Raw genomic sequence first — 24,490 nt, forward strand, 5'->3', positions numbered from 1 at the left:
TCAAGGAATTGAACTTGAGGGCTTTGTTCACGCTCGGATAAAATCTTCTGGGATCGGCGCCTCGATAAAGATTTCTTCTCCTGTTAACGGATGAATAAATCGTGCAGACGCGCTGTGAAGGGCATGACGGTCCATTCGGTTGACTCCACCATACATAGAGTCCCCAATGAGAGGATGTCCAATATGGCGCAAATGAACGCGAATCTGGTGGGTCCGTCCTGTCTCAAGACGTATGGTCAATAAAAAGTCACTTCCGAATTTCTGGCAAGCGAGAACATGTGTGACGGCACGTTGCCCATCTTCTGTCACGACCCGTTCCATGATTGAGCCCTCAGCACGCCCAATCGGCGCATCAATTGTTTGGAGCAACACTTCTTCTTCGACGAGTGCCATGTACGAGCGCATCAATTTATTCGCCTTTTGAAGTTCGCTGAATCGATGATGAACAAAACCAAACTTCGCAAATAAAACCACCCCGCTCGTATCGCGGTCGAGTCGGTTGACGACATGAATCGCAGAAGGAAGACCGATTTGCTTATAATATCCGAGTACTGCGTTCGCGAGCGTATCGGTCGGGTGTAATCTTGATGGAATCGTCGCGATTCCTGCAGGTTTGTCAACCGCTAACAAAGCGTCATCTTCGTATAAAATACGAAGCAATCGGTTTGAAGCGACCATTTCTGTTGAAGGAGATTCTTCTGGGAACGTGACCTCCACTTCATCACCCTGTTCGAGATTATGACGCACGGTTCGAGCTACTCCGTTTACTTCAATCTTCCCTTCATACTTCACGAGCGTGAGCATTTTTCGGGAAATGCCCATATCTTGCATTAAAAAATCGCGAAGTGGGCTTTCTTTTTCCACAACGCGACGAATTGTAAATCCTTGCATCCGTTACTTTCCTTCCTCAATGAACGATTCGCGCACCCGGCGCCAAAACGGGAAAGGCCGAAATCGAGCGAACGTCACTTTTTCTTTTGCAACCGCACATCGAATCGAGACGACATCAGACCAAGACAAAGCTTCTTGATGGTCAAACGCCAATTCGAATTCGGTTTTCGTATGCGGCTTGATTTTCACTTGATGATGTTTCGGTAAAAGAAGCGGCGCCCCGATTGTTCGATAAACCAAGTTGTTAATCGAGGCCATTTCCGTCACTTGAATTGCTTCGATTGACGGATGAACGATTGCCCCGCCGAGCGCTTTATTATAAGCAGTCGAACCGGATGGGGTCGAGATACACAGTCCATCTCCACGAAACGTCTCAAAATAATCATCTCGTATCGATAAATCACAAACGAGAGTTCGCTTGTAATTTTTAATCGTACAATCATTCATCGCTAATTGACGATCGGTCTTTCCGTTCTCGTAGTCGATCAGAACTTCTAATAGTGGGTACGAGACCGGCTCGAACGACTCACTCGTAATCATTTCCGTCAATTCGTCCAATTCATCCGGTTGCCAATCGGCATAAAAGCCTAAATGTCCAGTATGAATGCCGACGAGAAGCGTTTCATCGAGTCGGTCAATGTATTTATGGAACGCCTGCAACATCGTGCCATCTCCCCCGACCGATACCACGATTCGCGGCTCCTCAGATCGCGTATGCCCGGCAGCTTGAAGTTTACCAGTCAGTTCCTGGGCAATCTCCGCTGATCGCGTATCCCCTCTCGAAACAATCGCAAACTGCATATCAATTCCCCCTAGTCCTCATCCGTTTTCACGTTCATCTCTTTATCCCGAAACACTTGCTGGGCGTCTTGAATTTCGACGCGGAGTTGACTCATTTCTGCATCGAGAAGAAATGCCGCCTCGGCCGCACGTCTCAAACGCTCTTGTACTTCTAAAGGCATATCGTCATCGTATTTATAGTTTAATGAATGCTCAATCGTAGCCCAAAAGTTCATCGCAAGCGTGCGGATTTGTACTTCGACTAGCGTCGGGATTTCTCCATGAATCGTTTGAACCGGGTATTCGATGATGACATGATACGATCGATAACCAGAATCTTTTTGGTGAGTAATGTAATTCCGTTCCTCCACTATTTTAAAATCTGTTCGACGATGAAGCAAATCCAAGACGTGAACGATATCATCTACAAATTGGCACATAATTCGTAATCCAGCAATGTCCTGCATATCTGTCGCCAATTCGTGTTTAGCGATATTTTTTCGTTTCGCTTTTTCAAGTATGCTCCCGATCGGTTTCACTCGACCAGTGACAAACTCTATCGGAGAATGGTCATTTTGAGACTTAAATTGCTTACGAACTGCTTTTAATTTCACTTTCAACTCGTCTACCGCGATTTGGTACGGTACTAAAAACTGATCCCAGTTTATTGATTGCATACGCTGTCACCACTTTCGTTCTTTTCCGGAAAAAAACGTGTCCTTTCCGTATGTATCCGTTTGTATGGTATCATAAACGAACAATTGTTCATAGAATGGAGCGATGATTCATGACCCAAGAAGTGGAAATTGAATTTAAATCAATGTTGACGAAAAAAGAATACGAGACGCTACTTCAAACCTACAAGTTAGAGGATCAAGTTCGCTGGCAAGCGAATGACTATTTTGACACACCATCGTTCCAGTTAAAAGAAAAGGGTGCAGCACTCCGCATTCGCGAGAAGAAACAAGGTCAAGTATTGACGCTAAAACAGCCGAATGATGTCGGATTGCTTGAAACACACGCAACTATCACAGAGGCAGAGGCTGAAGATTTATTTAAATACGGCATTATTCACGATGACCAAATGAAACAAGCACTTGCACCATTTCAGTTGAGCGCCCCACTCGAACACCTCGGTCGCCTCGAAACGCACCGGGCAGAACATCAAATGAAAGATGGACTACTCGTCCTAGATGAAAGCCATTATTTGGAGACAACAGACTACGAAATAGAATTTGAAGTAACGAACGAAGAAGCCGGTCGACGCGCCTTTGAACGACTCTTAGCAGAACACGGACTTCCTTACCGTCCCGCCAAAAATAAAATCGTTCGATTCATGGAGTTAAAAATGAATCCTCTTGAAGGTTGAGCAGATACATTGCCAACCTTTTTTTTTCGTTGCTACAATAAGCATACAAAGTTAAAAGAATTTTTAACGAGAGGAGGCGACACAAATGGAACGTGATCATTGTAATGGGTCATCTTGTTCACTGGAAGAAACTCCTATTCAAGTAACTTATAAGCCATTGGAGCTATTCTATTTCATGGACATTTCGAGCCCTGAAAACTTTCATGTGATGACATTAATCAAAAAGTTAGAGATTGAATACGGACATGTCATTCGTTTCCGCATGGTCTCTACTGTTCCTAGCTGTGTTGGCGGATGTCAGGAAGAGGTTCGCCTTCTCACCATGATCAAAGCGCTAGAATTACAAGGAAAGCGTCATGCAATGCGTTTCTTGCGTCATTTGCATGTGAATGATTTATTTTCCAGTAAACAACCCGACCCCATCGATCTATGGGAACTCGCACGATCTTTCGAAGAGTATGGTCTTGATTTAAGTGAACTCGAAGCCGATCTTCAATCGAACCAGCTCTTGAATGCGTTAGCGGTCGACCATCAAGTGTTGAAAGATTGGGAGATTGAGTCATTGCCCGCACTCACTTTTGTGACTCGTGATGAGGCGTTGAAGATTGAAGGCGTGTATCCGTACGATGTGTATCAATCGGTCATGACAGAGTTGTTAGGCTATGCCCCTAGCCGTTCAACCGATTGGGACGTAGCCAAAGTATTGGCTCGTTATGATGCATCGACGATTACCGAACTTTCATACATTCTAGACATGGAGAAAACTGTGATTGAACGCGAACTGAAAAAGCTATCTTTGCAGCAACGTTGTCGTCCTGTACCGGGATGTAGCGGGGAAGCATGGGCTCAAACGAAATAAAAAAAGAACCCCACGGCCGGGGAGCCGTGGGGTTTTTGACGTTTCAAGCGGGGACAAGAAACGTCGAACCTTGAGGCCCGGGGAAGGCCTACAAGATGGGAGAAAGTTTACGGTCAATAAAGGGGTTTGTGATTGATTTCACACTTATAATATACCTAGCCCAACTTCATCTGACAACCTCTTTGTGTACATTGTCACATATTGTTCACGAGAACAATAATGATTCCATTTCATCGAGAACCGTTTCGAACTGATTGAGCGCTTTGAGTACCGGCTCTTTCGTTGTCATATCTACACCCGCCGCTTTTAATACTTCAATTGGATAGTCGCTAGAACCCGCCTTTAAGAAGTTGTCGATGTAGCGACGGACAGCCGCCTCCCCTTCTTCCATGATCTGTTGCGACAATGCAGCTGATGCTGAAATACCGGTCGCGTATTGATAGACGTAATAATTGTAGTAAAAGTGTGGGATACGCGCCCATTCATATGAAATCTCTTCATCGATGACAATGCCGTCTCCGAAATAACGTTTATTCAACTCTAAATACGTCTCGTTTAAATATTCTGGCGTGAGCGAGACACCCTCTTGTGCCGCCTTGTGAATCAAATGTTCGAATTCAGCAAACATCGTTTGTCGGAACAATGTCCCACGGAACGTTTCAAGTTGATTGTTCAACAAATAGAGACGTTCTTCTTTTGCCGTTCTCGTCTTCAATAAATGATCATTCAACAAGGCTTCATTTGTCGTTGACGCAACTTCCGCCACAAAAATGGAGTAGTCACCGTATGGATACGGCTGTGACGTACGCGTGTAATGACTGTGCACAGAGTGTCCAAACTCGTGTGCGAGCGTGAACAAATTGTTGACATTGTCTTGCCAGTTCATGAGGATGAACGGTTGTGTATCATACGCGCCTGACGAATAAGCGCCACTGCGTTTGCCTCGTGTTTCCCGTACATCTACCCAACGCGAGTCGAGTCCGTCTTTCACAATTTGAACGTACTCTTCACCAAGCGGCGCTAAACCGTCGACCATCAATTGTTTTGCCTCTTCATATGACACTTTCATCTCTACGTCTTTGACGAGCGGCGTGTATAAATCATACATATGCAACTCATCTAAGCCGAGTGCACGTTTACGTAGCGCGACGTAACGATGCAACAAATCAAGACGTTCGTTCACTGCCTCAACGAGACCATCATAGACAGACTCCGGAATCGCATTATTGTGAAGTGCTGATTGTCTTGCACTTTCAAACTTGCGGACAGTCGCATAGAAGTTATCCTTCTTCACGCTTCCTGACAACGTAGAAGCAAACGTATTCAAGTATTGCTCATACGTCCCGTACATCGCTTTAAATGCGCCCTCACGGACGGTTCTGTCAGCCGACTCGAGGAACGTAATGTAACGGCCGTGTGTCAACTCGACCTCTTCCCCGTTTTCATTCTTCACTTTCGGGAATTTTAAATCCGCGTTGTTGAGCATACCGAACGTCGAACTCGATTGTCCGAGTACGTCCCCTGCTTGAGCGAGGATCGCTTCTTCCGCTTCCGTCAACACATGAGGACGTTCTTGCGCTAGTTCATCGAATGCATGACGATATACACGAAGTGCATCGTGTTGATCCATGTAGGCTTCAATCTGAGCTTCATCAATCGATAGAAGTTCAGGCGTCATAAACGCGAGCTGAGCCGAAATTTGAGACGCGAGTGAGCCTGCACGGTCATTCAATGCTTGGTAATGGCTATTTGCCGTATCTTCGTCGTAACGCATGTGTGCGTATGTGTACAGCTTATGTAACTTACGAGATAGTTCATCTCGAAGCTGTAATGCCTCGTGTAGAACCTCTGCCGATTCTCCAAGGCGGCCTTTAAATCCAATTAAAGCTGGTACTTGTTCTTTCAGCGCTTGAAAGTCTGCTTCCCAAGCTTGATCGTCGTTGTAGATGGTCTCTAAGTTCCATGTTTCTTCCACTGGAACTTGCTGTCTTGTTAATACCTCTGACATACGTCCACTCCCTTTTCTTATCGATTGGTCGACTGTAACATCAATCGTTGAAATCCTTGAAACAAACGTGTATCGTGATGTCTCGCCTCTTCATATGTAATCGGCAACGACCATGACCTGACATCACAAGATAGACGACATGCATTCAAGAGTTGTTTCCATTGTACATGAAATGACTCCGAAAAGTCGCTTGTCGGTGTTACTCCAAACTGACGACACGTCTTTTCAATACTCCATTCTATCGAATCATTTGGTGACTCGTACCGATTTAAATAAAGGACGGTCTGAAAATCTACCGGATGTACACGTATTCCCCATAGCGATGTGAGCGGAAGATAACAGCCTGTCGGTAAAAGTGCCGGCAATAAACCGAGTGGATAGAGACGATTGAAGATCAATCGGCGATTCTGTGGGGAAGGATAGGGCGGAGCCATTCGCTTCCGACGAATCATTTCCGTCCATTCCATCGCGTTGAACCGATAGTATGCTTCAAACGGCGACGTCTTCGCTGAAGAAGAGGCTTCCCAATTGCCTATTCCATACTTGATCGAAATCGGAAACCCATTGAAACGAACTATAGAACCGCTATTCACCGTCATCAACATATGACGTCTCGAGAGTTCAAGACGCATCCACGGTTGGAAAGATTGGTTCATCCTCAAGTCGAGACCACTTGCGAGCCAAATGACATCAAGATTTGCTTTCTCATAGTCGCTCGTCCGCTCGACATATTCCTCCGGGCGTAATGAAGATGCCTGAATCTCAATAACCGTCGACTTTCCATCGATTTTAGTTAAAATGTCCGCACGTCGCGCTCCAATCGTTACTTCTTGGTCGACCGGATACCCTCTTTCTTGTAACCACTGACTCACCGCCCATTTGTCTTGATGGTGTGGAACCGATTCTGCGCTTCCACACGTATGGATATGAGCAAAATGGAGGCGCCGCTTCACGCCCTGCTTCAGGATGAGCACTTCTTGACAAGTTGGACATCGAAAAGGAGCAAGCTGCTCCGCCTGCATTCGATTTAGGGTAAAAGAATCAACGATGTCCCCTTCCCGACCGATTGCAAATCGCATCTTGCTCCCCCCTTTTTATAGTAGTGGTGAAAACATTCTAGCCAATGACTCCACGAGTTTGATAAAGAATGAGCGTTTTACAAACTCTTCTAACACTAACTCGTGAGATCCTTCAAAATCATGATATAAGTCTTGTTTCAGTTGGTTGACTGAATTCGTGTTATACAAGAGGGCATTCACTTCAAAGTTCAAGTGGAAGCTACGAAAATCCATATTTGCCGTTCCAATCGTAGCTAGTCCGTCATCAACGACGATAACTTTTGAATGCATGAAGCCCTCCTCATATAAATAGATTTTCACCCCAGCTAGTAGTAGCTCTTCATAATAGGAGCGGCTCGCATAAAATACAATCTTATGGTCGGGATAACTCGGCAGCACAATCCGTACATCAATCCCTGACAAAGATGCCGTCTTCAATGCACTCATAATATCTTCATCGGGAATTAAATAGGGTGAAGAGATATAAACAGACTTTTTCGCGGCATTAATCAGCGAAAAATAAATCGATTTCATCGTTTCATATGGTTCATCTGGTCCACTCGCCACAATTTGGACGCCTCCACTCGCACTTCGAACCGTTTCAAGTGGCTCTAAATAAAACGGAGTGAAAAGACGCTCACCGGTCATGTAATACCAGTCTTGTAGGAAAATTAGCTGTAATTCAGACACTCCTTCTCCTCTGACGTACAGATGCGTGTCTCGCCAAAATCCAAATTTAGAATGTTCACCCAAGTACTCATCCCCAACGTTCAAGCCTCCAGTGAATGCCTCGGTCCCATCGATTACTACAATTTTTCTATGGTTACGATAGTTGGTCTTGCTCGAGACGAGTGGAAGTACGACTGGGAAAAACGCCTGTACTTGAACGCCAGCCTGTTTCATTTCTTCAAAAAAGTTGCCACTCGTATGAATCGAGCCGACCGCATCATATAAAAATCGGACTTCGATCCCCTCTTTCGCTTTCTCGATGAGGATCCGCTGAATTTCCCGAGAAATACGATCATCCCGAAAAATGTAATATTCGAGATGGATGTGTCTTGTCGCCCCTTTCAAAGCAGGTAACAGTTTCGAGAATTTTTCACGACCATTCGTCAAGATTTGTGTATACGTATTCGAGGAGACCGGAAGCTGATTTAACGAAGAAGTGAGATGCATCAACTTCTCATAATCGTCGTGTGTGAACATAAGCGATGGGGATAGCGTCATCGCCTTTTGGCGATAAGCTAAGTAAGTTTCTTCGTCGAGCATCGCTTTTTCTGTAAACATTCGCTTTCGTCGATAGTTCTGACCGAACACAAAGTACGCGAACAATCCAATGACAGGAAATCCAATCATGACAATCGCCCAAATCAATGTTCGTTGCGGATTTCGATTTTCGAGCAGAATCACTAGCAAAATGCTGAACGTTGTCAAAAAGACAAGAATCGAGAAGAGTCCAATCACTTGTGAGCTCCAGTAATACGATAATATCGCAATGAGTCCCGCGAGCAAAATAAGGGAAAAGAGTACTTGTATGCGTCGCAACATATTATAACCTGACCTCGTTTCTGTCATGTATTATCATTAATTATACATCGTAACGCTAAATTTTTGAGGGGAGCGAACAAACTATGGGGACTTTTCTAATAACAGGTGCGACTAGCGGAATTGGACGCGCCGTCGCATTGCAGTTAACAACGAATGGACATCGTGTGATCGGGATTGGTCGTGATGAAACAAGGGGGGCTTCCCTTGAATCTGATTCGGACGGACGGGCCACCTTCATTCGTTGTGACCTTCAGTCTGCAGAAGACATCGACCATCTCTTCAGACATTTGAAAGAGCAGGGCGTGACGTTAAACGGCTTGTTCAACAACGCGGCTACTTTTGGCAGACCCGGTACGCCAGAACGTCTCACGCATGATGCCTATACCGAAGTATTCGACGTCAACCTATATGCACTTAACACGGTCACACAACGCGCAATCCCGTTATTTGAACAAGGTGCCAGCGTTGTTAACAATGCCGCCATCGTTGGCCACGTCAAATTTCCACCGATGCTCGCACATTATGCTGCTTCAAAAGCGGCCGTCGTCGCCTTGACCAAAACGTTTGCACACCGAATGAAAGGAAAAGTACGATTCAATGCTGTCTGTTTCGGTCCTGTTGATACGCCGCTAAGCCACAAACTGTATGGAGGTGAGGCGAAATTCAAAGATGCCATGAGCCATCATTTCCGAGGACATGCAGCCTTACCTGAAGAAGTTGCTCCTGTTGTCGAATTTTTATTGACTGACGCTTCGACTTATATAAATGGACAAGCCCTTACCGTCGACGGCGGTTATACCCTCTCTTGAACAAAGACCACCTCTTCTTTTGAAAAGGTGGTCTCTGTTCATGCTGTCAGCTTTTTCGCACGATTCATCTTATTCCGCAAATAGTGTTGCTCTTTTGAATGAAAATGATCCCAATTAATTACGTCTTCAAAGTAATCAACCATACCATCAAACGTTGAATCCAATGTTTCATGGGCTTCGAGACGAGCCATTCGAATCGCTTCAAATACAGAACCCATCACGAAAATATCTTGATTTGCGTATGTTTGCATCGGTGACAACGATTCAAATAAAATCGTGTCTAGTGTCTTACGTTTCACGTGCCAATCGCACTTCCCATTTGAATAGAGGAAATCACCATCCGGCAGTTCACATAATTCCCTTAATATATCTCCGATGTAATGGATCGCGTGGATGGCCGTATTCGGATCATTAACCCCCGGCGAAATCCCGCGTAACGCAATCTCACTCAATTTTTCAATTGCAAAAGACGGGTCTTGCATCGAAGAACGAACTTCCCCGATTTCAAACAACTCGACATCTGGATTTTCTTCACTCTTCCAAAAACCAACGAGGTCCCCTTTTGCAACAAAATCTCCCACGGCTACAACTGATTCAAAGTCCGTTTCATGATCTCCTTGCTTTTCTCTTAAAAACAAACGGACGTATCCCGTTCGTGGTGCCCGGACTGCAGTCCCTTCGAATGAATGAACAGATCTTGACAGAACGAGATTCACCTTTTCCGACTCGATTGCATCTTTTTGCTCACTGATGACCGACAAAGCCTCTTTATGTAATGTTGATAAGAGACGCTCCGCCTGAATCGAGACACTGACTGTTTGAATGAATTTTACGAAAGCCCAAATTGATCCAATCACCAAGATCACACTAATTCCAGATGACAGCACAACACCTTCATCCGCAGTGCGAACGAGGAATAAGTTCGAAATCCCGTAAATTGTGGTCATGATGAAAAGGCCGAGCGTATGCTTAGCCGCAGTATTCGTTAAGAAGTTATTTACTGTCCGTGGAGAAAATTGAGACGAATAGGTCGTCAAAACCACTAAAATGGTGGAAAAGCTGAATGTCATCATCGTCATAAGGCTCGTAAACGTCGAAGATAAAACAGATGCAGCTGAGTCCAAATCTAAATATATGAAATTCGGGAGTAAATCTCGAAAGAATTCACTAAACAGTTGAGTCAAAATCGTTAGTAAAATTCCGCCCGCTCCGTATAAGAAGGGGACAAACCAAGCACTTTCATTGAGTAATAAACGTATTCGTCTCACCATACCAACACCTCTTTGCCATTGATTTGAAAAAATCGCCTGTCCAACTGAACAGGCGATGCACCGTTAAAAGTAGTGACGTACTTTCGCAAAGACGTCTCCTTCGAGAATGGTTTTTCCATACTCCTCAAGCATAGGTTGCGTCTGTGTACTGAATGATAGATATTCCGCTAAGAGACTGAGTGCATTCTCTTCGTCTTCAGGTTCCATTTCATCCGGGAACTCAATCCACAAGTAGTAACGGTCTTGATAATGATATAGTTTCAAATCAAGATCACTGAAAGTGTCACCTGCACGCTTACTCAGTGAAATGATTGCCTCGAAATCATTTGTTTCCATCGCAAGTGGGGCCCAAGCATCTGTTTCAGCTTCAAGTTCATCTAACTCACTCAATTGATCGAGTACTGACTGCTGATCCCGTGCTTCATCAATTGCCGAGCGGAGAAGCGAACCGAGTTCAGAATCATCTTCGGAATCCATCACATTTTTCGCGATTGTCACCGTCACTTCTAGACCTTTTTCAAAAGCCTGGACTTGAATCCATAGTGGACCATCAAACGAGATATCTTCACGTTCGTTAGCCTCGTCCATCATTTGCCAGAACAGCTGCTCGCCACGTTCTCGGTTGTACCAAATTTCATCACGTGCGAAACCACGCTTTTCAATATCCACATATGTGATGAAAAATTTGACGGTATTATCGTTGATGCGCTCAATTTTCACGATTGTCCACTCCCTTCTCACCTCGCTCCCAATTCACATAAGGAGGAGAGGGGAAATTCTCTTTTTATCATTGTACCCTTTTTGACATCATTCAATCTGGATGACGGGTTATATCTTTATTTTATAGGAAATAATCAATAATAAAAAGCACACTGCTTAAACAGTATGCTTTCATTCATTCATTCACAAGTCGCTGTGCTTCCTGCAACTGGAACGTCCGAACTTTCCGTGGCAAGAATCGACGAATCTCATCTTCGTTATATCCAACTTGCAAACGTTTCTCATCAATAAGAATCGGACGACGTAATAAACCCGGATATTCTTGAATCAAATCATAAAGTTGTTGAAGTGATAAGGCATCAACAGATACATCGATTTTAGAAAAGACTTTTGAACGTGTCGAAATGATTTCATCTGTCCCATCTTCAGTCATACGTAAAATTTGCTTAATCTCATTAAGTGAGAGCGGTTCTGAAAATATGTTTCTTTCTGTAAAAGGGATATCGTGTTCTTCGAGCCAAGCCCGTGCCTTTCGGCAAGATGTACAGCTTGGAGACGTATATAGTGTGACCATTTTTCTTCCTCCCTGATCGAGTATGCGTCCATCTTTTTAAGTGACTCTATTTGTATACCCAAATTCGCATCCACTTAATTATAATAATTCTTAATTGTTGAAACTTCAATGATATTCTTTATCAGTCGGATAAGAAAAGAGGGCGCATTCGTTGAATGCGACCTTGAATGACCTATATCAAGATGCAGGGATTCGAGAAACCGGTTGAGACACCGTCTCTTTCCCTGGCTTTACTTGTAAGTCTTTCAACTTTTTCTTCAGCACTTCTTTTAAAAGTCTTTTTTTCTCTCGTAAAACTTTATCACGTTCTTTCATGGCCTCTCACCCCCATACAGCGTAAGGAACATGCAGAGCATTACCGATTCTGAAAATCTTAAAGTTGCACTAAATCTACAATTAAATTATAGCACATTTGTTTGTGAATTGTGAATCATTCTTAAAGGTTCATGATTTCTTTACATAGTTGAAATTTGCAACTACCCAATAAAACCTGTATAGTTAATAGAAATAACCTTTTTATTTTTAAGGAGGAGAGCGATGATGAGAATCACATTAGAAACAATTATGAAACATCCCATCACCCAAAAATATTTGACTCGATCAGGCTTAAAGCATGCAATCGACGTATGTGAACGCGCTCTCGAGATGGCGACAAAGCGAGGGCTCGACACCGATTTAGCGACAAAGGCCGCTTTACTTCATGATATCGGTCATTATGAATGGTATACGGAAGGTAAATGGAATTATGATTTGTATCGTCAAAATGATATTCATGCGATCAAAGGTGCTGAACGTGCCCATAAACTATTGATTCGATTAGGGGAAGACCCCGCTCGAGCAAAAGAGATATCTGTGATGATTCTCTTACACACCGATTCATATTTACCACCGAGCCGCATTCAGCGCACACCTCTTCAACAGCTCGTCCATGACGCCGATACATTCGTTGAGCAGCCAGGCGGTCTGCATCATTATGAAACAATGGAAGTCGAAGATGCGTTAGCTCGCGTTCGCCAGATTGATGCAATCGTTGAACGACTATCAAACTTGCCTCGCATTTCAAATGGATAACCGGTCACCTAGTTCGATAGGTGATTTTTTTGTGAAAAAAGATCCTGACTCAACGAGTGAGTCAGGATCTTTTTCATTAAACGAGTTGTGCTTTGTACGCTTCGTACTCTTCGTCTGTGAGTGAGACATAGTGTCCTGGCTCAACTTCGCGAAGTGGTGGAATGCTTGAATCCTCATCCGAACGTCCAACTGGACCTTTTGAAGTTGATTCATACACAATCCGCTTACGTGTGCGTTCATGCTCCGGGTCCGGAAGCGGAATCGCTGAAAGAAGCGATTTCGTATACGCATGAATTGGGTTCTCGTAGAGACGATCGGCTGTCGCAAGCTCAACGAGGTGACCTTGATACATAACACCGATGCGGTCAGAGATGTATTTAACCATCGACAAGTCATGGGCGATGAACAAATACGTTAAATCGCGATCGCGTTGCAATTCTTTCATCAAGTTGACGACCTGCGCTTGAATCGATACATCAAGAGCAGAAATCGGCTCATCTGCAATGATGAAGTCTGGTTCAACGGCTAGGGCACGGGCAATCCCGATACGCTGGCGTTGACCACCCGAGAATTCGTGTGGGTAACGGCTCGCGTGCTCTTTCGTCAATCCAACTGTTTCAAGAAGATCATACACACGGTTCATGCGATCTTCTTTCGTCTTCGCAAGACCGTGAATGTCAATCCCTTCCGCAATAATATCTGCAACGGTCATACGCGGGTTAAGAGATGCGTATGGATCTTGGAAAATCATTTGCATTGCACGGTTGAATTTCAACTTGTCTGCTTTTGACTTTTTATCGTGGACGTTTTCGCCTTTGAAGACAACATCACCATCCGTCGCATCATAAAGACCGATGATTGTACGTCCTGTCGTCGACTTTCCACAACCAGACTCACCTACGAGTCCGAGCACTTCACCTTTGTAAATATCAAACGTGATGCCATCGACCGCTTTAACGACACGGCCACGGCCAATTTTAAAGTGCTGCTTCAGGTTTTTTACCTCGAGTAATTTCTCGCGTTCCATTATTCAGCACCACCTTTCGTAAACGATTTAGCGAACGCACTGTCCGGACGATATTTGAGAGCGAGTTCACGAATCGCACGTGGAGGATTCACCACTGGTGCTTGCGGGTGTAATAACCAGCTTGACGCAAAGTGTGTATCACTTACCTGGAACATCGGCGGCTCTTTCTCAAAATCAATCTTCATCGCGTATGGATTACGCGGTGCGAATGCATCTCCTTTCGGAGGATCGAGCAAGTTCGGAGGCGTACCCGGGATTGCCGGTAACGCTTCATTTCGGTCGTCTGTCGGACGCGGCATTGAACCAAGAAGTCCCCATGTATATGGATGACGTGGCTCATAGAAAATTTCATCAACCGTTCCTTTTTCGACGAGACGACCTGCATACATAACAGCAACGCGGTCAGCCATATTCGCGACAACACCTAGGTCGTGCGTGATGAAGATAATTGCTGTACCCGTCTTTTGTTGAATGTCTTTTAACAGTTCAAGAATCTGTGCTTGAATCGTAACGTCAAGTGCCGTTGTCGGTTCATCGGCAATTAACACTTTCGGGTTACATGCGAGTGCAATCGCGATTACAATCCGCTGACGCATCCCACCAGAAAGTTGGTGTGGATATTGCTTCAAACGCGCTTCAGGGTTTGGAATCCCTACAAGTGTCAACAGTTCAAGGGTACGTTTCTTCGCATCCTCACCTGTCAATCCTTGGTGCTGCTTTAGCCCTTCTGCGATCTGTTTGTAAATCGTCATTGTTGGGTTAAGTGATGTCATCGGGTCTTGGAAAATCATTGCGATGTCGCGACCACGAATTTTGAGCATTTCTTTTTCCGATAATTTCGCCAAGTCTTTCCCTTCGAACATGATTTCTCCGTTCGTGATTTCACCTGGAGGGTTCGGAATGAGACGCATGATTGCCTTCGAAGTAACGGATTTACCTGAACCCGATTCTCCTACGATGGCGAGCGTCTCGCCTTTTTTCAAATCAAACGATACACCACGAACAGCTTGAACTGTTCCGGCATATGTGTGGAACGAGACCTCTAAGTCTCGTACTGATAAAATCGTTTCCATGCACGAGTCCCCCTCTTTCTGTATTATTTACGCATTTTCGGATCGAACGCATCACGCAAGCCATCGGCAAGCAAGTTGAAGCTAACCATGAGCAAGACGATGATGACCGATGGGATAACAAGAAGGAACGGGAATGTCCGTAATTCTTTGTATCCATCGTTGATCAACGTACCAAGTGATGCTTGTGGCGGTTGAAGCCCGATTCCGATAAAGCTGAGGAATGCCTCGAAAAAGATGGCAGATGGAATCGTGAACATGAGTGTGATGATAATCGCACCCAACGTGTTAGGAATCAAGTGTTTGAAAATTAAACGGGTACTTGATGCGCCTAATGTACGAGCGGCCAAGACGAACTCTTGGTTCTTCAATTTCAAAATCTGACCTCGAACGAGTCGACTCATCCCAATCCATCCTGTGATCGCCATGGCTAAAATGATAGTGAAGACACCCGGGTCAAAGATCAAGATGAATAGAATGATTAAGATTAAGTTTGGTACACCTGTCAAAATTTCAACGATCCGTTGCATGATATTATCGGTACGTCCACCGAAGTAGGCAGAGATTCCACCGTATGCGACTCCGATGACCGTATCGATAATCGCTGCCATCAAACCGATGAAGAGGGAAATACGCGTCCCTTCCCAAATACGCGACCAAAGATCACGTCCGAGATAGTCCGTACCGAACCAGAAGTTCTCTTCTACACTCTTTTGTTCATAAAAATCGATGTCGCGTCCTCCGAGTGTCGCCATCCCGTCAAAGCCTGCCCATTCGAGACCAGTGACTTTAGGCGGAAGCTTTGCTTGTGAAATATTTTGTTCGTATGCGTCACGCCCTGAAAGCATAGGACCAAAGAGCGAGAGCAACACGAGAAGTAAAATAATCGAAAGCGATACGATTGCCGCTTTGTTTTTCTTTAGACGCATCCAAGCATCTTGCCAAAAGTTTAAGCTTTTTCCTGCAATTCTTTCACCAAGCTGTTCATTCATTTTTACGGGTGCGAACATGTCTTGGTCGAACTGTTCGAAATTCTTTTTGTTTTCAATCATCAGTTATTCCCCCCAAGACGAATACGTGGGTCAACAACGCCGTATAGCAAGTCGACAAGTAAGATAATTAAAATGAAGACAGCCGAGAAAAATAGTGTCGTCCCCATGATTACGGTATAGTCGTTCAACGTGATTGACGTGACGAACAATTCTCCGAGTCCAGGTACAGCAAAGATTTTCTCAATAACGAATGTACCTGTCAAAAGAGCCGCTGTTAACGGACCTAAAATTGTAATAGCTGGAATCATTGCGTTACGCACCATGTGTTTCCACACAATTGCGTTACCACTAAGTCCTTTAGCCTTGGCAAGCGTGACATAGTCCTGTCCCGTAACCTCAAGCATCTCGGTACGGACAAAACGAGCAATCGATGCCGTGACTCCAAGAGATAATGAAATCGTCGGCAAAATCGTATGTGCTGGCGAATCCCAGAATGCGACTGGGAGCAACTGCAATTTGACCCCAACATAGTACTGAAGAAGGGCTGCGAAGACGAAAGATGGGACAGAAATACCGATTACCGATATGAACATCGCACCATAGTCGATCACCGTGTTGTGACGAATTGCCGCGACAACACCTAACAATATACCTACAAGAGTTCCGAGAACTAATGCTTGGAGCCCTAGTTGTGCTGAAGGACCGATTCGTTCCATAATCAATTCAGTTACTGGACGGTTTGCTGTACGGAATGATACACCAAGGTCACCTTGAAGCATGTTTCCGATGTACGTCGCGTAGCGGACCGGCAGCGGATCATTGAGTCCGTAGCGGTCATTCAATAATTGAATTTGTGATTCTGTCAGTTTTTCCTGGTTTTGATACGGAGAACCTGGGAGCAGGTCCATCAGGAAGAACGTAAACGTGGCAATCAAAAAGAACGTAATGACGCCGTAAGTCAGCCGTTGTAGGATATAACGTCCCATGAATAAAAACCCCCTGTGTTTTGTCTAATTCTTTCTACTACTTGCACCAACAGCTTTACTATGACATATGACCCATTTTTCAAATTCACAAAATGAAAGGAATTTTCTGAAAGAATAGATTACACCTCATCTCAAGGCTCTTAGTACAGTGGCTGAAAACAAAGAATATTCTTTTCAAAGATTATTCTGAATTTTCACTGTTACTACATTATACTTTACCAACAAAACATTTGAACAGTATTTTCTCTTACTTCAGTAGAATTTTTTAGAAAATTGGGGACATGCGGTTCGCATGCCCCCTCATTCCATTACTTGATATCAACGTATTTGTACTGGTAATCAGCACCAAATAATTGACGGTTAAAGTTTTCGATGTTTGGACGAATCAAGTATGCCACACCAGCTTGATAAATCGGCATGATTGCTTGATCTTGTTCAATCAAGAGCGCTTCTGCTTCTTTGAACAAGTCATAACGTGCATCAATGTTTGTTTCAGCAGATGCTTCGTTAATCAACTTGTCATATTCAGATGACTTGTACTTGATATCATTTTGGCCGTTATTTGATGTGAAGATACCAAGGTTTGTAAGTGGATCTTGATAGTCAGGTCCCCATACTGCGAACGACATTTGGTAGTCCCCGTTTGCTTCACGCTCGAGTTTGTTGTTGAAAGGCTGTTGCGCGATCTCAACCGTTACGTTCGGCAAGTTCGACTCGATTTGACCTTTCATGTACTCAGAGATTTGTTTCGATACTTCGCTATCGAATGAGAGAAGTTCGATCGTTGTCGCTTCTCCGCCTGTTGCATCTTCCCAAAGTGAAGCTGCTTCGTCAGCGTTCGTTTCGAAGTATTTGACGCCTTCAGTATAATCCGTTCCATCTTCATATTTGATGAAGTCTTTCGGGATGAATGAAGTTGTTGCCATTGAACCGTTGTTCAAGAGCTGATCGATGATTCCTGATGGGTCAACTGCACGTGCGATTGCCTTACGTGCATTTACATCAGAGAAAATGTCATCTTCATGATTGAACTTGAAGTAGCCGATTGACGAACGAAGACCTGTGTTGTAGTCTTCATCTTCTTGGAATGCTGCGACTTGTTCAGATGCAAGGCCAGCGTAATCCACATCACCAGCTTCATACAAGTTCACGACTGTAGATGTTTCTTTAACAACTTTTACGTCAACAGAATCAAGTGCGACGTTTTCTTTATCCCAGTACGTGTCATTTTTCGTTAAGACATATCCTTGCTCACGATCCCAATTAGTCCATGTGAACGGTCCATTGTAAAGAAGGTTTTCAGGGTTTGTTGAGAAATCTTCTCCCGCTTCGGTTGCAAATGCTTCATTGATTGGTGTGAACGTACCGAATGAAGTAAGCGAAAGGAATGATGGGTCTGGACGCTCAAGCGTGACTTCGAGTGTCTTCTCGTCAATTGCTTTTACGCCAAGCTCTTCTTTCGGCGTGTCACCTGTGTTGATCGCCTCAGCGTTTTTAATTGTGTTCATGATGTAAGCGTACTGTGAACCTGTCGCAGGATCGACAGCACGTTGCCATGCATAAACGAAGTCATTTGCTGTGACCGGTTCTCCGTTTGACCATTCAGCATCACGAAGTTTGAACGTATAAACAGTTCCGTCTTCGCTTACTTCCGGCTCACTTTCTGCGAGTGCCGGAACGGCATTTCCATCTTTATCAAGACGGTAAAGACCTTCCATCGTGTTTGCGATCAAGTTGAATGCGACCGCATCTGTAGCAAGCGCCGGGTCGGCTGTTGTGATATCTGACGTATCCGTTAAACGAAGAACTTTTTCTCCATTTGAAGAACCGCCGCCATCAGAGTCTCCGCCTGTCGAACAAGCTGCGAGTACTGAACCGAGTGCTAAGATGAGTGTCATCATGAGCAGAATCGATTTTTTCTTCATTGCGATTTCCCCTTTCGATTTGAAAAGCTAGCCGTTCGTCGAATGAACATCTTACTTTTTCTTTAATTTTCTGAATATTTCATAAAGTATTCGACGAAAGAACGTTAGGGCTATTGTAAGAAATTTTTAATCAAACTGTCAACTATGGAATAAAACGCTATCATAAAATCTACCTTTCACACTCGCTTTCCCCCCCGTCTTACTAGTATCATAGAAGAAACATAGAATGGCGACTCATACCTTCTACGGTTTGAAAGGAGATTACAGCGTTGAAAAAGTTTCGAAATATATTTTTTGTTTGGGGAATTGTCACAATCGTCTACACCATTTGGTCCTTTTCCGCCTATTATCGAAGTGAATCTTTTCTCTTTCATTTGAGTGGCGGATTATTCGTTTCAGGAATTCTCACGTTTGCGATCGGAATGTTTTCACATATGAGCGCGACCGGTCTGTTCGATGGCTTCATGTATGGTTTCAAACGAAATCGACGGGCGAAACTTAAAGAAATCGATTCAGACTATGAAGAGGACGAGGAAGAAGATCCTGAAGATCGTCTTCTTCGCAAACAATCAGCGTGGAGCTGGGTGTATGTGGGAGTCGGGAGTACCGTACTCTCATTCCTCATTGCGTTGATTTAATTCATCTTTTAGTTAGCCGGATCCTGTGCTAAACTTAATGCAGAATAAGAACACATGGAAGAAGACAAGTAGTTCAAATTTCCTTTTCTCCAGAGAGTCTACGGTGCTGCGAGTAGATGATAAGGCTTTGAACGAATGGACTTTGGAGTGGCTCGCTTGAACTTGAGTATGGCGAGACGGTTCACGCTCGTTATTGCGTTCAAGTGGCATATTTCATGCAAATTTGGGTGGCACCGCGGTTATTCGTCCCGATTTTTTCGGGCGGACGACTGCGGTTTTTTATATTTTACGGAGGTGTATACACATGGCAACTATTTTTTCAGGTATTAAACCGACCGGCGTCGTGACGCTCGGAAACTACCTTGGCGCGATGAAGCAATTCGTCGACCTACAAGACGATCACAATGCATATTATTGTATCGTCGATTTACATTCAATCACAGTTCAACTTGACCGCATCGAGCTCATGAACAACACAAGGAAACTAGCAGCACTTTATCTTGCATCGGGTCTCGATCCAGAGAAAGCAACCATTTTCGTACAGTCTGAAGTAAAAGCGCACGCCCAACTTGGATGGATGTTAACATGTATCGCCGGCATGGGTGAACTCGGACGCATGACGCAATACAAAGATAAGTCGCAAGGCAACGAAAACGTTGGCGCAGGGTTGTTTGTTTATCCGACCCTCATGGCCTCTGATATCTTGTTATACAATACAGAACTCGTTCCTGTCGGGGATGACCAAAAGCAACACATCGAATTAACGCGTGATTTGGCAGAACGTTTCAATAAACGCTACTACGAGACGTTCACGTTGCCAGAACCACTCATTCAAAAAGAAGGCGCACGCATTATGTCTCTTACGAATCCGACGAAGAAGATGTCAAAATCGGATACAAACGCAAAAGGGTATATTTCAATGCTCGATGAACCAAATGTCATTCGTAAGAAGATTAAGAGTGCCGTCACGGACTCGAGCGGTGTCATCTCGTTCGATCGTGAGAACAAACCAGGTATTTCAAACTTATTGGAAATTTATTCACTCTCGACAGGGACATCGATTGACGACCTCGTCAAACAATATGAGAACTCCAATTATGGAACGTTCAAGCAAGATGTAGCGGAAGCTGTCGTCGCTTTACTTGAACCAATTCAAGCGCGTTTCCACGAATTGATCGATTCTCCAGAACTCGATGAAATTCTCGATGCTGGCCGCGCGAAAGCAGAAGCCGTCGCCAATAAAAATCTCGCGAAGATTGAAAAAGCGATGGGTCTTAGTCGCAAACGGGCAAAAGTGAAAAAGTAATTTAACCTATTAAAAAAAACTGCACCCCAATCGTTAGATGTGTCTAACAATTGGGGTGCAGTTCATTTTTTGAGAGTTTTTTAATACACAAAAAAGAGAGACAGGCGTCCCTGTCTCTCTTAGTAAAGATGATTGATTATTCTTTGCCTTCGATTGAAGCCCACTTGTAAGAGTAGTCTGCACCGAATGCATGCTCGACGATATCCTTAACGTATGGTTTCGTAAGGCGAGCTGAACCACGTTGGTAAACTGGTGAGATTGCGTTCTCTTCAAGAACGATTTTCTCAGCATCTTGCATTTGAGTCCAACGCTCAGCAGGGTCTGTGCTTGATTTCGCATCAGCGATGAGTTTATCGAATTCTTCGTTCGACCATTTACCACGGTTGTATGGTCCGTCAGTGACGAAGAGGTCAACGAATGTCATTGGATCTTGGTAGTCAGGACCCCAACCAGCGAACGTGAACTCGAAGTCTCCATTGTTCTCAAGGTCAAGTTTGTTATTGAACGGCTGTTGCTTGATAGTAACCGTCATACCTGGAAGGTTTTTCTCTAGTTCACCTTTAATGAACTCACCGATTTGCTTCGCAGATTCTGAGTCATAGTTGAGAAGTTCAAGTTCAACTTCTTCTGTTCCGAGCTCAGAAAGCCCTTCTTCCCAAAGTTTTTGAGCTTCTTCAACGTTGTATCCGCCGATATCTCCATTACCTTCACGGAAGTCTTTTCCGTCAGGACCTGATACGAAGTCTTTTGGAACGAAGAAGTTCGCAGGGATTGAACCGTTCGCAAGAAGTGTTTCTGCAATCGCAGATTTGTCGTAAGCGCGGTCAATCGCGTTACGGATTTTTTGGTTGTTAAGCTCTTCCACTTCTGTGTTGAATTGGAGATAGAAGATTGTCGGTTCTACGACTGTTGAGAAGTCTTCGTTATCTTGATATTGGGCTACGAGCTCCGAAGTCAAGCCTGTGCGGTCAACGTCACCATTTTCGTACAAGTTAACACCTGTCGAAACTTCTTTAACGACTTTAACGTTGATTTCTTCAAGTTTAACTGCTTCTGCATCCCAATAGTCTTCGTTCTTGACCATCTTCCAACCTTGTTCGCGCTCCCAGCTATCGAGTTTGAACGGTCCGTTGTAAAGAGTTGTCTCTGCAGATGTACCGAAGTTTTCGCCTTGCTCTGTGTCGAATGATTCAAGTTTTGGCATGAAGACACCAAAGCTTGTCAATCCGAGGAAGTAGTCAGCTGGTGCTGTCAATTTAACTTCAAGTGTTTGATCGTCGATTGCTTTAACGCCTACTGCATCGCGTTCGCCTTCGCCTGTATTGTACGCATCTGCGCCTTCAATGACAGACATAACGTATGCATATTGTGAAGCGTTATCTGGGTTGAGTACTTCTTTCCAAGCGTATTCGAAGTCGTTCGCTGTGACAGGCTCCCCGTTTGACCAAGTCGCGCCTTCACGAAGCTTGAATGTGTAAGTCTTCCCGTCTTCTGAAACTTCGTGAGATTCAGCCATACCCGGAGTTGGCTCATCGTTCTCATCCATACGGTAAAGACCTTCGTTAACGTTGTTCAACACGTTGAACGATACAGCATCCGTTGCGAGTGTAGGGTTAAGTGAAGGAATATCTGAAGAATCGAGCAAGTTGAGGACTTGCGCTTCATCAGCTGAACCTTCTGAACCTGATCCGTTTGAAGACCCTGTGTCTTCATCCCCTGTCGAACATGCAGCTAGGAATGCACTTGATAAAAGTGTAACCGAAGATGCTAAAGCAAAACCTTTTTTCTTATTCATTGCGATGACCCCCTGATTTTTTCGTTTTAACGAATTGAATGATGGTAGAAAATTCAGTCATTTGTTCTGACAGTATTTGTTACCAAAATCCCGTTGATGCAATAATACAATATTCTGATAATTTTGCAAAGTGTTTATTTTGATTTTTCTAAAAAATTTTCTCTATAGGCTAAAAGCCCGCCTACAGCGGCGGGCTTTTAGCTCAATTTTCATATTTTTTTGTAAACGTTAGGACATATGAAGGACCGATGACCGGATAACCGACATGTTCATAACTTTTATCAATCATATATGAACGTCCTGCTTGATAGATTGGCATAACAACTGCTTCTTCTAACAACTGTGCTTCTGCCTGTCGTAAGATCTTGTTTCGTTCATCTAAATTCTCTGTCACGCGCGCCTGATCTAGCAACTCATCATACGACTCACTTGCATATCGACTCGAATTCAACACATTTTCTGTCTCAAATTGAGTCAAATAGGCTGATAACATTGGATAGTCTGGTTGCCAACCCGACAAGGAGAATGTGTAATCACCTGAGACTTCTTTCCTAACTTTATCTCCTAAGGGAAGCTCGATGACTTTGACTGTTAATCCGTCCAACTGTTCTAAATTCTCTTTCAACTTTGTTGAAATTTGGCGTGCTTCCTCATCAACAAAACTAAGCAGTTCAATCTCCACTTCGTCCTTCTTGAGACGTTGTTTTACACCCTCAAATAATTGATTGGGATCTCCTTCTAGCTCTTTGACAGCTGACTTTTCGTCCATGACGAGCAATCGTTCCGTTGTTTGCTCCGCTCGTGCGAGAGAATCTTCAATCGCCGTCCGTTCTAATGTCAACGCGAGGGCTTGTCGAAACGCTACATCATTAAACGGTGCTTTTTCAACATTCGGTTTTAAGTAAAATACACCACTCCGTGATACGTCCCGAATCGTCATGACCTCTTCGTTAACAGTAGACATGTCAAAATCATATGGAATCGGATGCATCCCGGATGTTTCGGACAAGTTCGGCTCACTACGGATAGAAACGGTTTCGAGCATGACGCTCTCCGCCTCACGATACGTTTCGTTTTTATGTAACGAGACAGTTGTATCATCAATTGAATCGATTTCAAACGGACCGTTTGTTTCTAGTTCATCCCACGCCTTCGCCGATAGTTGTGGTAAAAATGCGGGCATCGCTAGTACCTTCTCGAATCCTTCCATCGGTCGGATGAGGGTCAGCTCGAGCGTTTGATCATCGATCGCCTTAACACCTAACGTACTGGGCTCTTTTTGCCCCAAACCAATTTCTTTTGCCGATTTGACATCTGCGAGTAAAAAACTGAATGGTGAATTCGTGTCATCGTCGACAAGTTTACGAAAATGGTCGGTGAACGTTTGCGCCGTAATCGCGTTTCCTTCTGTTGTCGTACTCTCTTTTAACGTAAACGTATATACCGTCCCGTCTTCTGAACGCTCCAATTTTTCGACAAGGGCCGGCTCGATGGACCCATCTTCACCAAAGCGATACAGTCCTTCATATAGATGCGACAATATTGTTTGTGATGCCGGATCAATCGCTAACATGACATCGGGTTGTGTTGGAAGTGACTCTCCGTAAATCGTCAAGGTTTGCTCTTCTGGCGGTAATAGTTCACGTGACTGCTCTCGTTGTTCGTTCCAAATAAATAAAAAAAGGATAAGGACTGAACCTAACAAGGCGGCCACGATGAATGATTTCTTTTTCATTCGTTGTGCTCCTTTCTGTTAGACCAACCCTTATACCCTAACCTTTTTTGAATGATAT

Annotated in this window: 23 protein-coding genes and 1 other annotated feature; of the genes, 6 read left to right on the forward strand and 17 right to left on the reverse strand. The window is 44.2% G+C overall.

Features of this window, described 5'->3' with window-relative positions:
• Positions 1 to 27: 27 nt before the first annotated feature.
• The 3 genes from P400_RS0111800 to P400_RS0111810 are packed head-to-tail and all read right to left on the reverse strand — an operon-like array spanning position 28 to position 2,348.
• Positions 28 to 891: an RluA family pseudouridine synthase gene (locus P400_RS0111800; RefSeq protein ID WP_026826397.1), complete on the reverse strand. Its 864-nt coding sequence runs from the start codon at positions 889 to 891 to the stop codon at positions 28 to 30.
• Positions 892 to 894: 3 nt separating this feature from the next.
• Positions 895 to 1,692, reverse strand: a complete 798-nt coding sequence (locus P400_RS0111805) for an NAD kinase (RefSeq protein ID WP_026826398.1) — start codon at positions 1,690 to 1,692, stop codon at positions 895 to 897.
• 11 nt (positions 1,693 to 1,703) lie between these two features.
• Positions 1,704 to 2,348 (reverse strand): GTP pyrophosphokinase, encoded by a 645-nt coding sequence (locus P400_RS0111810; RefSeq protein ID WP_026826399.1) that lies wholly within the window; start codon positions 2,346 to 2,348, stop codon positions 1,704 to 1,706.
• A 110-nt stretch (positions 2,349 to 2,458) separates the two neighbouring features.
• On the opposite strand from P400_RS0111810, the gene P400_RS0111815 reads away from it, so the two are divergent.
• On the forward strand, positions 2,459 to 3,040 hold the full coding sequence (locus tag P400_RS0111815; protein WP_026826400.1) for a CYTH domain-containing protein: 582 nt from the start codon (positions 2,459 to 2,461) through the stop codon (positions 3,038 to 3,040).
• An 85-nt stretch (positions 3,041 to 3,125) separates the two neighbouring features.
• A complete protein-coding gene (locus tag P400_RS0111820) occupies positions 3,126 to 3,899 on the forward strand; it encodes a DsbA family protein (RefSeq protein ID WP_026826401.1) in 774 nt (257 codons plus the stop codon).
• A 205-nt stretch (positions 3,900 to 4,104) separates the two neighbouring features.
• Here P400_RS0111820 and pepF read toward each other — a convergent pair whose 3' ends face one another.
• Genes pepF through cls form a run of 3 tightly spaced genes read right to left on the reverse strand, consistent with a single transcriptional unit; the run spans position 4,105 to position 8,513 of the window.
• Positions 4,105 to 5,907 (reverse strand): oligoendopeptidase F, encoded by a 1,803-nt coding sequence (pepF, locus tag P400_RS0111825; protein ID WP_026826402.1) that lies wholly within the window; start codon positions 5,905 to 5,907, stop codon positions 4,105 to 4,107.
• A 17-nt stretch (positions 5,908 to 5,924) separates the two neighbouring features.
• Positions 5,925 to 6,986, reverse strand: coding sequence for a competence protein CoiA (locus P400_RS0111830; protein WP_026826403.1), 1,062 nt, complete (start codon positions 6,984 to 6,986; stop codon positions 5,925 to 5,927).
• Positions 6,987 to 7,001: 15 nt separating this feature from the next.
• Positions 7,002 to 8,513: a cardiolipin synthase gene (gene cls, locus P400_RS0111835; RefSeq protein ID WP_026826404.1), complete on the reverse strand. Its 1,512-nt coding sequence runs from the start codon at positions 8,511 to 8,513 to the stop codon at positions 7,002 to 7,004.
• 83 nt (positions 8,514 to 8,596) lie between these two features.
• On the opposite strand from cls, the gene P400_RS0111840 reads away from it, so the two are divergent.
• Positions 8,597 to 9,322 (forward strand): SDR family NAD(P)-dependent oxidoreductase, encoded by a 726-nt coding sequence (locus P400_RS0111840; RefSeq protein ID WP_026826405.1) that lies wholly within the window; start codon positions 8,597 to 8,599, stop codon positions 9,320 to 9,322.
• A 38-nt stretch (positions 9,323 to 9,360) separates the two neighbouring features.
• Here P400_RS0111840 and P400_RS0111845 read toward each other — a convergent pair whose 3' ends face one another.
• From P400_RS0111845 to P400_RS15735, 4 genes are all read right to left on the reverse strand, one after another.
• Positions 9,361 to 10,593 (reverse strand): DUF2254 domain-containing protein, encoded by a 1,233-nt coding sequence (locus P400_RS0111845; protein WP_026826406.1) that lies wholly within the window; start codon positions 10,591 to 10,593, stop codon positions 9,361 to 9,363.
• Between the two features lie 63 nt (positions 10,594 to 10,656).
• Positions 10,657 to 11,313 (reverse strand): adaptor protein MecA, encoded by a 657-nt coding sequence (mecA, locus tag P400_RS0111850; RefSeq protein ID WP_026826407.1) that lies wholly within the window; start codon positions 11,311 to 11,313, stop codon positions 10,657 to 10,659.
• A 175-nt stretch (positions 11,314 to 11,488) separates the two neighbouring features.
• Positions 11,489 to 11,887 carry a transcriptional regulator SpxA gene (spxA, locus tag P400_RS0111855; RefSeq protein WP_015881217.1) on the reverse strand — a complete coding sequence of 133 codons (399 nt, stop codon included), beginning with the start codon at positions 11,885 to 11,887 and terminating at the stop codon, positions 11,489 to 11,491.
• Positions 11,888 to 12,064: 177 nt separating this feature from the next.
• Positions 12,065 to 12,202, reverse strand: a complete 138-nt coding sequence (locus P400_RS15735; protein ID WP_015881216.1) for a hypothetical protein — start codon at positions 12,200 to 12,202, stop codon at positions 12,065 to 12,067.
• Positions 12,203 to 12,424: 222 nt separating this feature from the next.
• On the opposite strand from P400_RS15735, the gene P400_RS0111865 reads away from it, so the two are divergent.
• The gene (locus P400_RS0111865) at positions 12,425 to 12,958 is read left to right on the forward strand and encodes an HD domain-containing protein (protein WP_026826408.1); all 534 of its coding nucleotides are present in this window, start codon (positions 12,425 to 12,427) and stop codon (positions 12,956 to 12,958) included.
• A 76-nt stretch (positions 12,959 to 13,034) separates the two neighbouring features.
• Here the strand turns inward: P400_RS0111865 and P400_RS0111870 are convergent, their stop codons facing one another.
• The 5 genes from P400_RS0111870 to P400_RS0111890 all read right to left on the reverse strand — a co-directional run bounded on the left by P400_RS0111870 (position 13,035) and on the right by P400_RS0111890 (position 18,958).
• Complete coding sequence (locus tag P400_RS0111870) at positions 13,035 to 13,985, reverse strand: ABC transporter ATP-binding protein (RefSeq protein WP_026826409.1); 951 nt, start codon at positions 13,983 to 13,985, stop codon at positions 13,035 to 13,037.
• The gene (locus tag P400_RS0111875; RefSeq protein WP_026826410.1) at positions 13,985 to 15,058 is read right to left on the reverse strand and encodes an ABC transporter ATP-binding protein; all 1,074 of its coding nucleotides are present in this window, start codon (positions 15,056 to 15,058) and stop codon (positions 13,985 to 13,987) included. Before P400_RS0111875 ends, P400_RS0111870 begins: the two co-directional genes overlap by 1 nt.
• 23 nt (positions 15,059 to 15,081) lie before the next feature.
• On the reverse strand, positions 15,082 to 16,107 hold the full coding sequence (gene opp3C / locus P400_RS0111880; RefSeq protein ID WP_026826411.1) for an oligopeptide ABC transporter permease: 1,026 nt from the start codon (positions 16,105 to 16,107) through the stop codon (positions 15,082 to 15,084).
• On the reverse strand, positions 16,107 to 17,033 hold the full coding sequence (opp3b, locus tag P400_RS0111885) for an oligopeptide ABC transporter permease (RefSeq protein ID WP_026826412.1): 927 nt from the start codon (positions 17,031 to 17,033) through the stop codon (positions 16,107 to 16,109). Before opp3b ends, opp3C begins: the two co-directional genes overlap by 1 nt.
• A 308-nt stretch (positions 17,034 to 17,341) precedes the next feature.
• Positions 17,342 to 18,958: a peptide ABC transporter substrate-binding protein gene (locus P400_RS0111890; protein ID WP_026826413.1), complete on the reverse strand. Its 1,617-nt coding sequence runs from the start codon at positions 18,956 to 18,958 to the stop codon at positions 17,342 to 17,344.
• Positions 18,959 to 19,227: 269 nt separating this feature from the next.
• Between P400_RS0111890 and P400_RS0111895 the strand changes: the two genes are divergently transcribed.
• Entirely contained in the window at positions 19,228 to 19,596 is a 369-nt protein-coding gene (locus P400_RS0111895; RefSeq protein WP_026826414.1) for a DUF3899 domain-containing protein, read from the forward strand.
• A gap of 46 nt (positions 19,597 to 19,642) precedes the next feature.
• Positions 19,643 to 19,850: a binding site (T-box leader), on the forward strand.
• Between the two features lie 50 nt (positions 19,851 to 19,900).
• Positions 19,901 to 20,902, forward strand: a complete 1,002-nt coding sequence (gene trpS / locus P400_RS0111900) for a tryptophan--tRNA ligase (RefSeq protein WP_026826415.1) — start codon at positions 19,901 to 19,903, stop codon at positions 20,900 to 20,902.
• Between the two features lie 136 nt (positions 20,903 to 21,038).
• On the opposite strand, the gene P400_RS0111905 is transcribed toward trpS, so the two are convergent.
• A complete protein-coding gene (locus P400_RS0111905; protein ID WP_026826416.1) occupies positions 21,039 to 22,697 on the reverse strand; it encodes a peptide ABC transporter substrate-binding protein in 1,659 nt (552 codons plus the stop codon).
• 202 nt (positions 22,698 to 22,899) lie between these two features.
• Positions 22,900 to 24,432 carry a peptide ABC transporter substrate-binding protein gene (locus tag P400_RS0111910; RefSeq protein ID WP_026826417.1) on the reverse strand — a complete coding sequence of 511 codons (1,533 nt, stop codon included), beginning with the start codon at positions 24,430 to 24,432 and terminating at the stop codon, positions 22,900 to 22,902.
• Between the last annotated feature and the right edge of the window lie 58 nt (positions 24,433 to 24,490).

Source organism: Exiguobacterium marinum DSM 16307 (assembly GCF_000620845.1).
In the GTDB taxonomy this organism is placed as follows: domain Bacteria; phylum Bacillota; class Bacilli; order Exiguobacteriales; family Exiguobacteriaceae; genus Exiguobacterium; species Exiguobacterium marinum.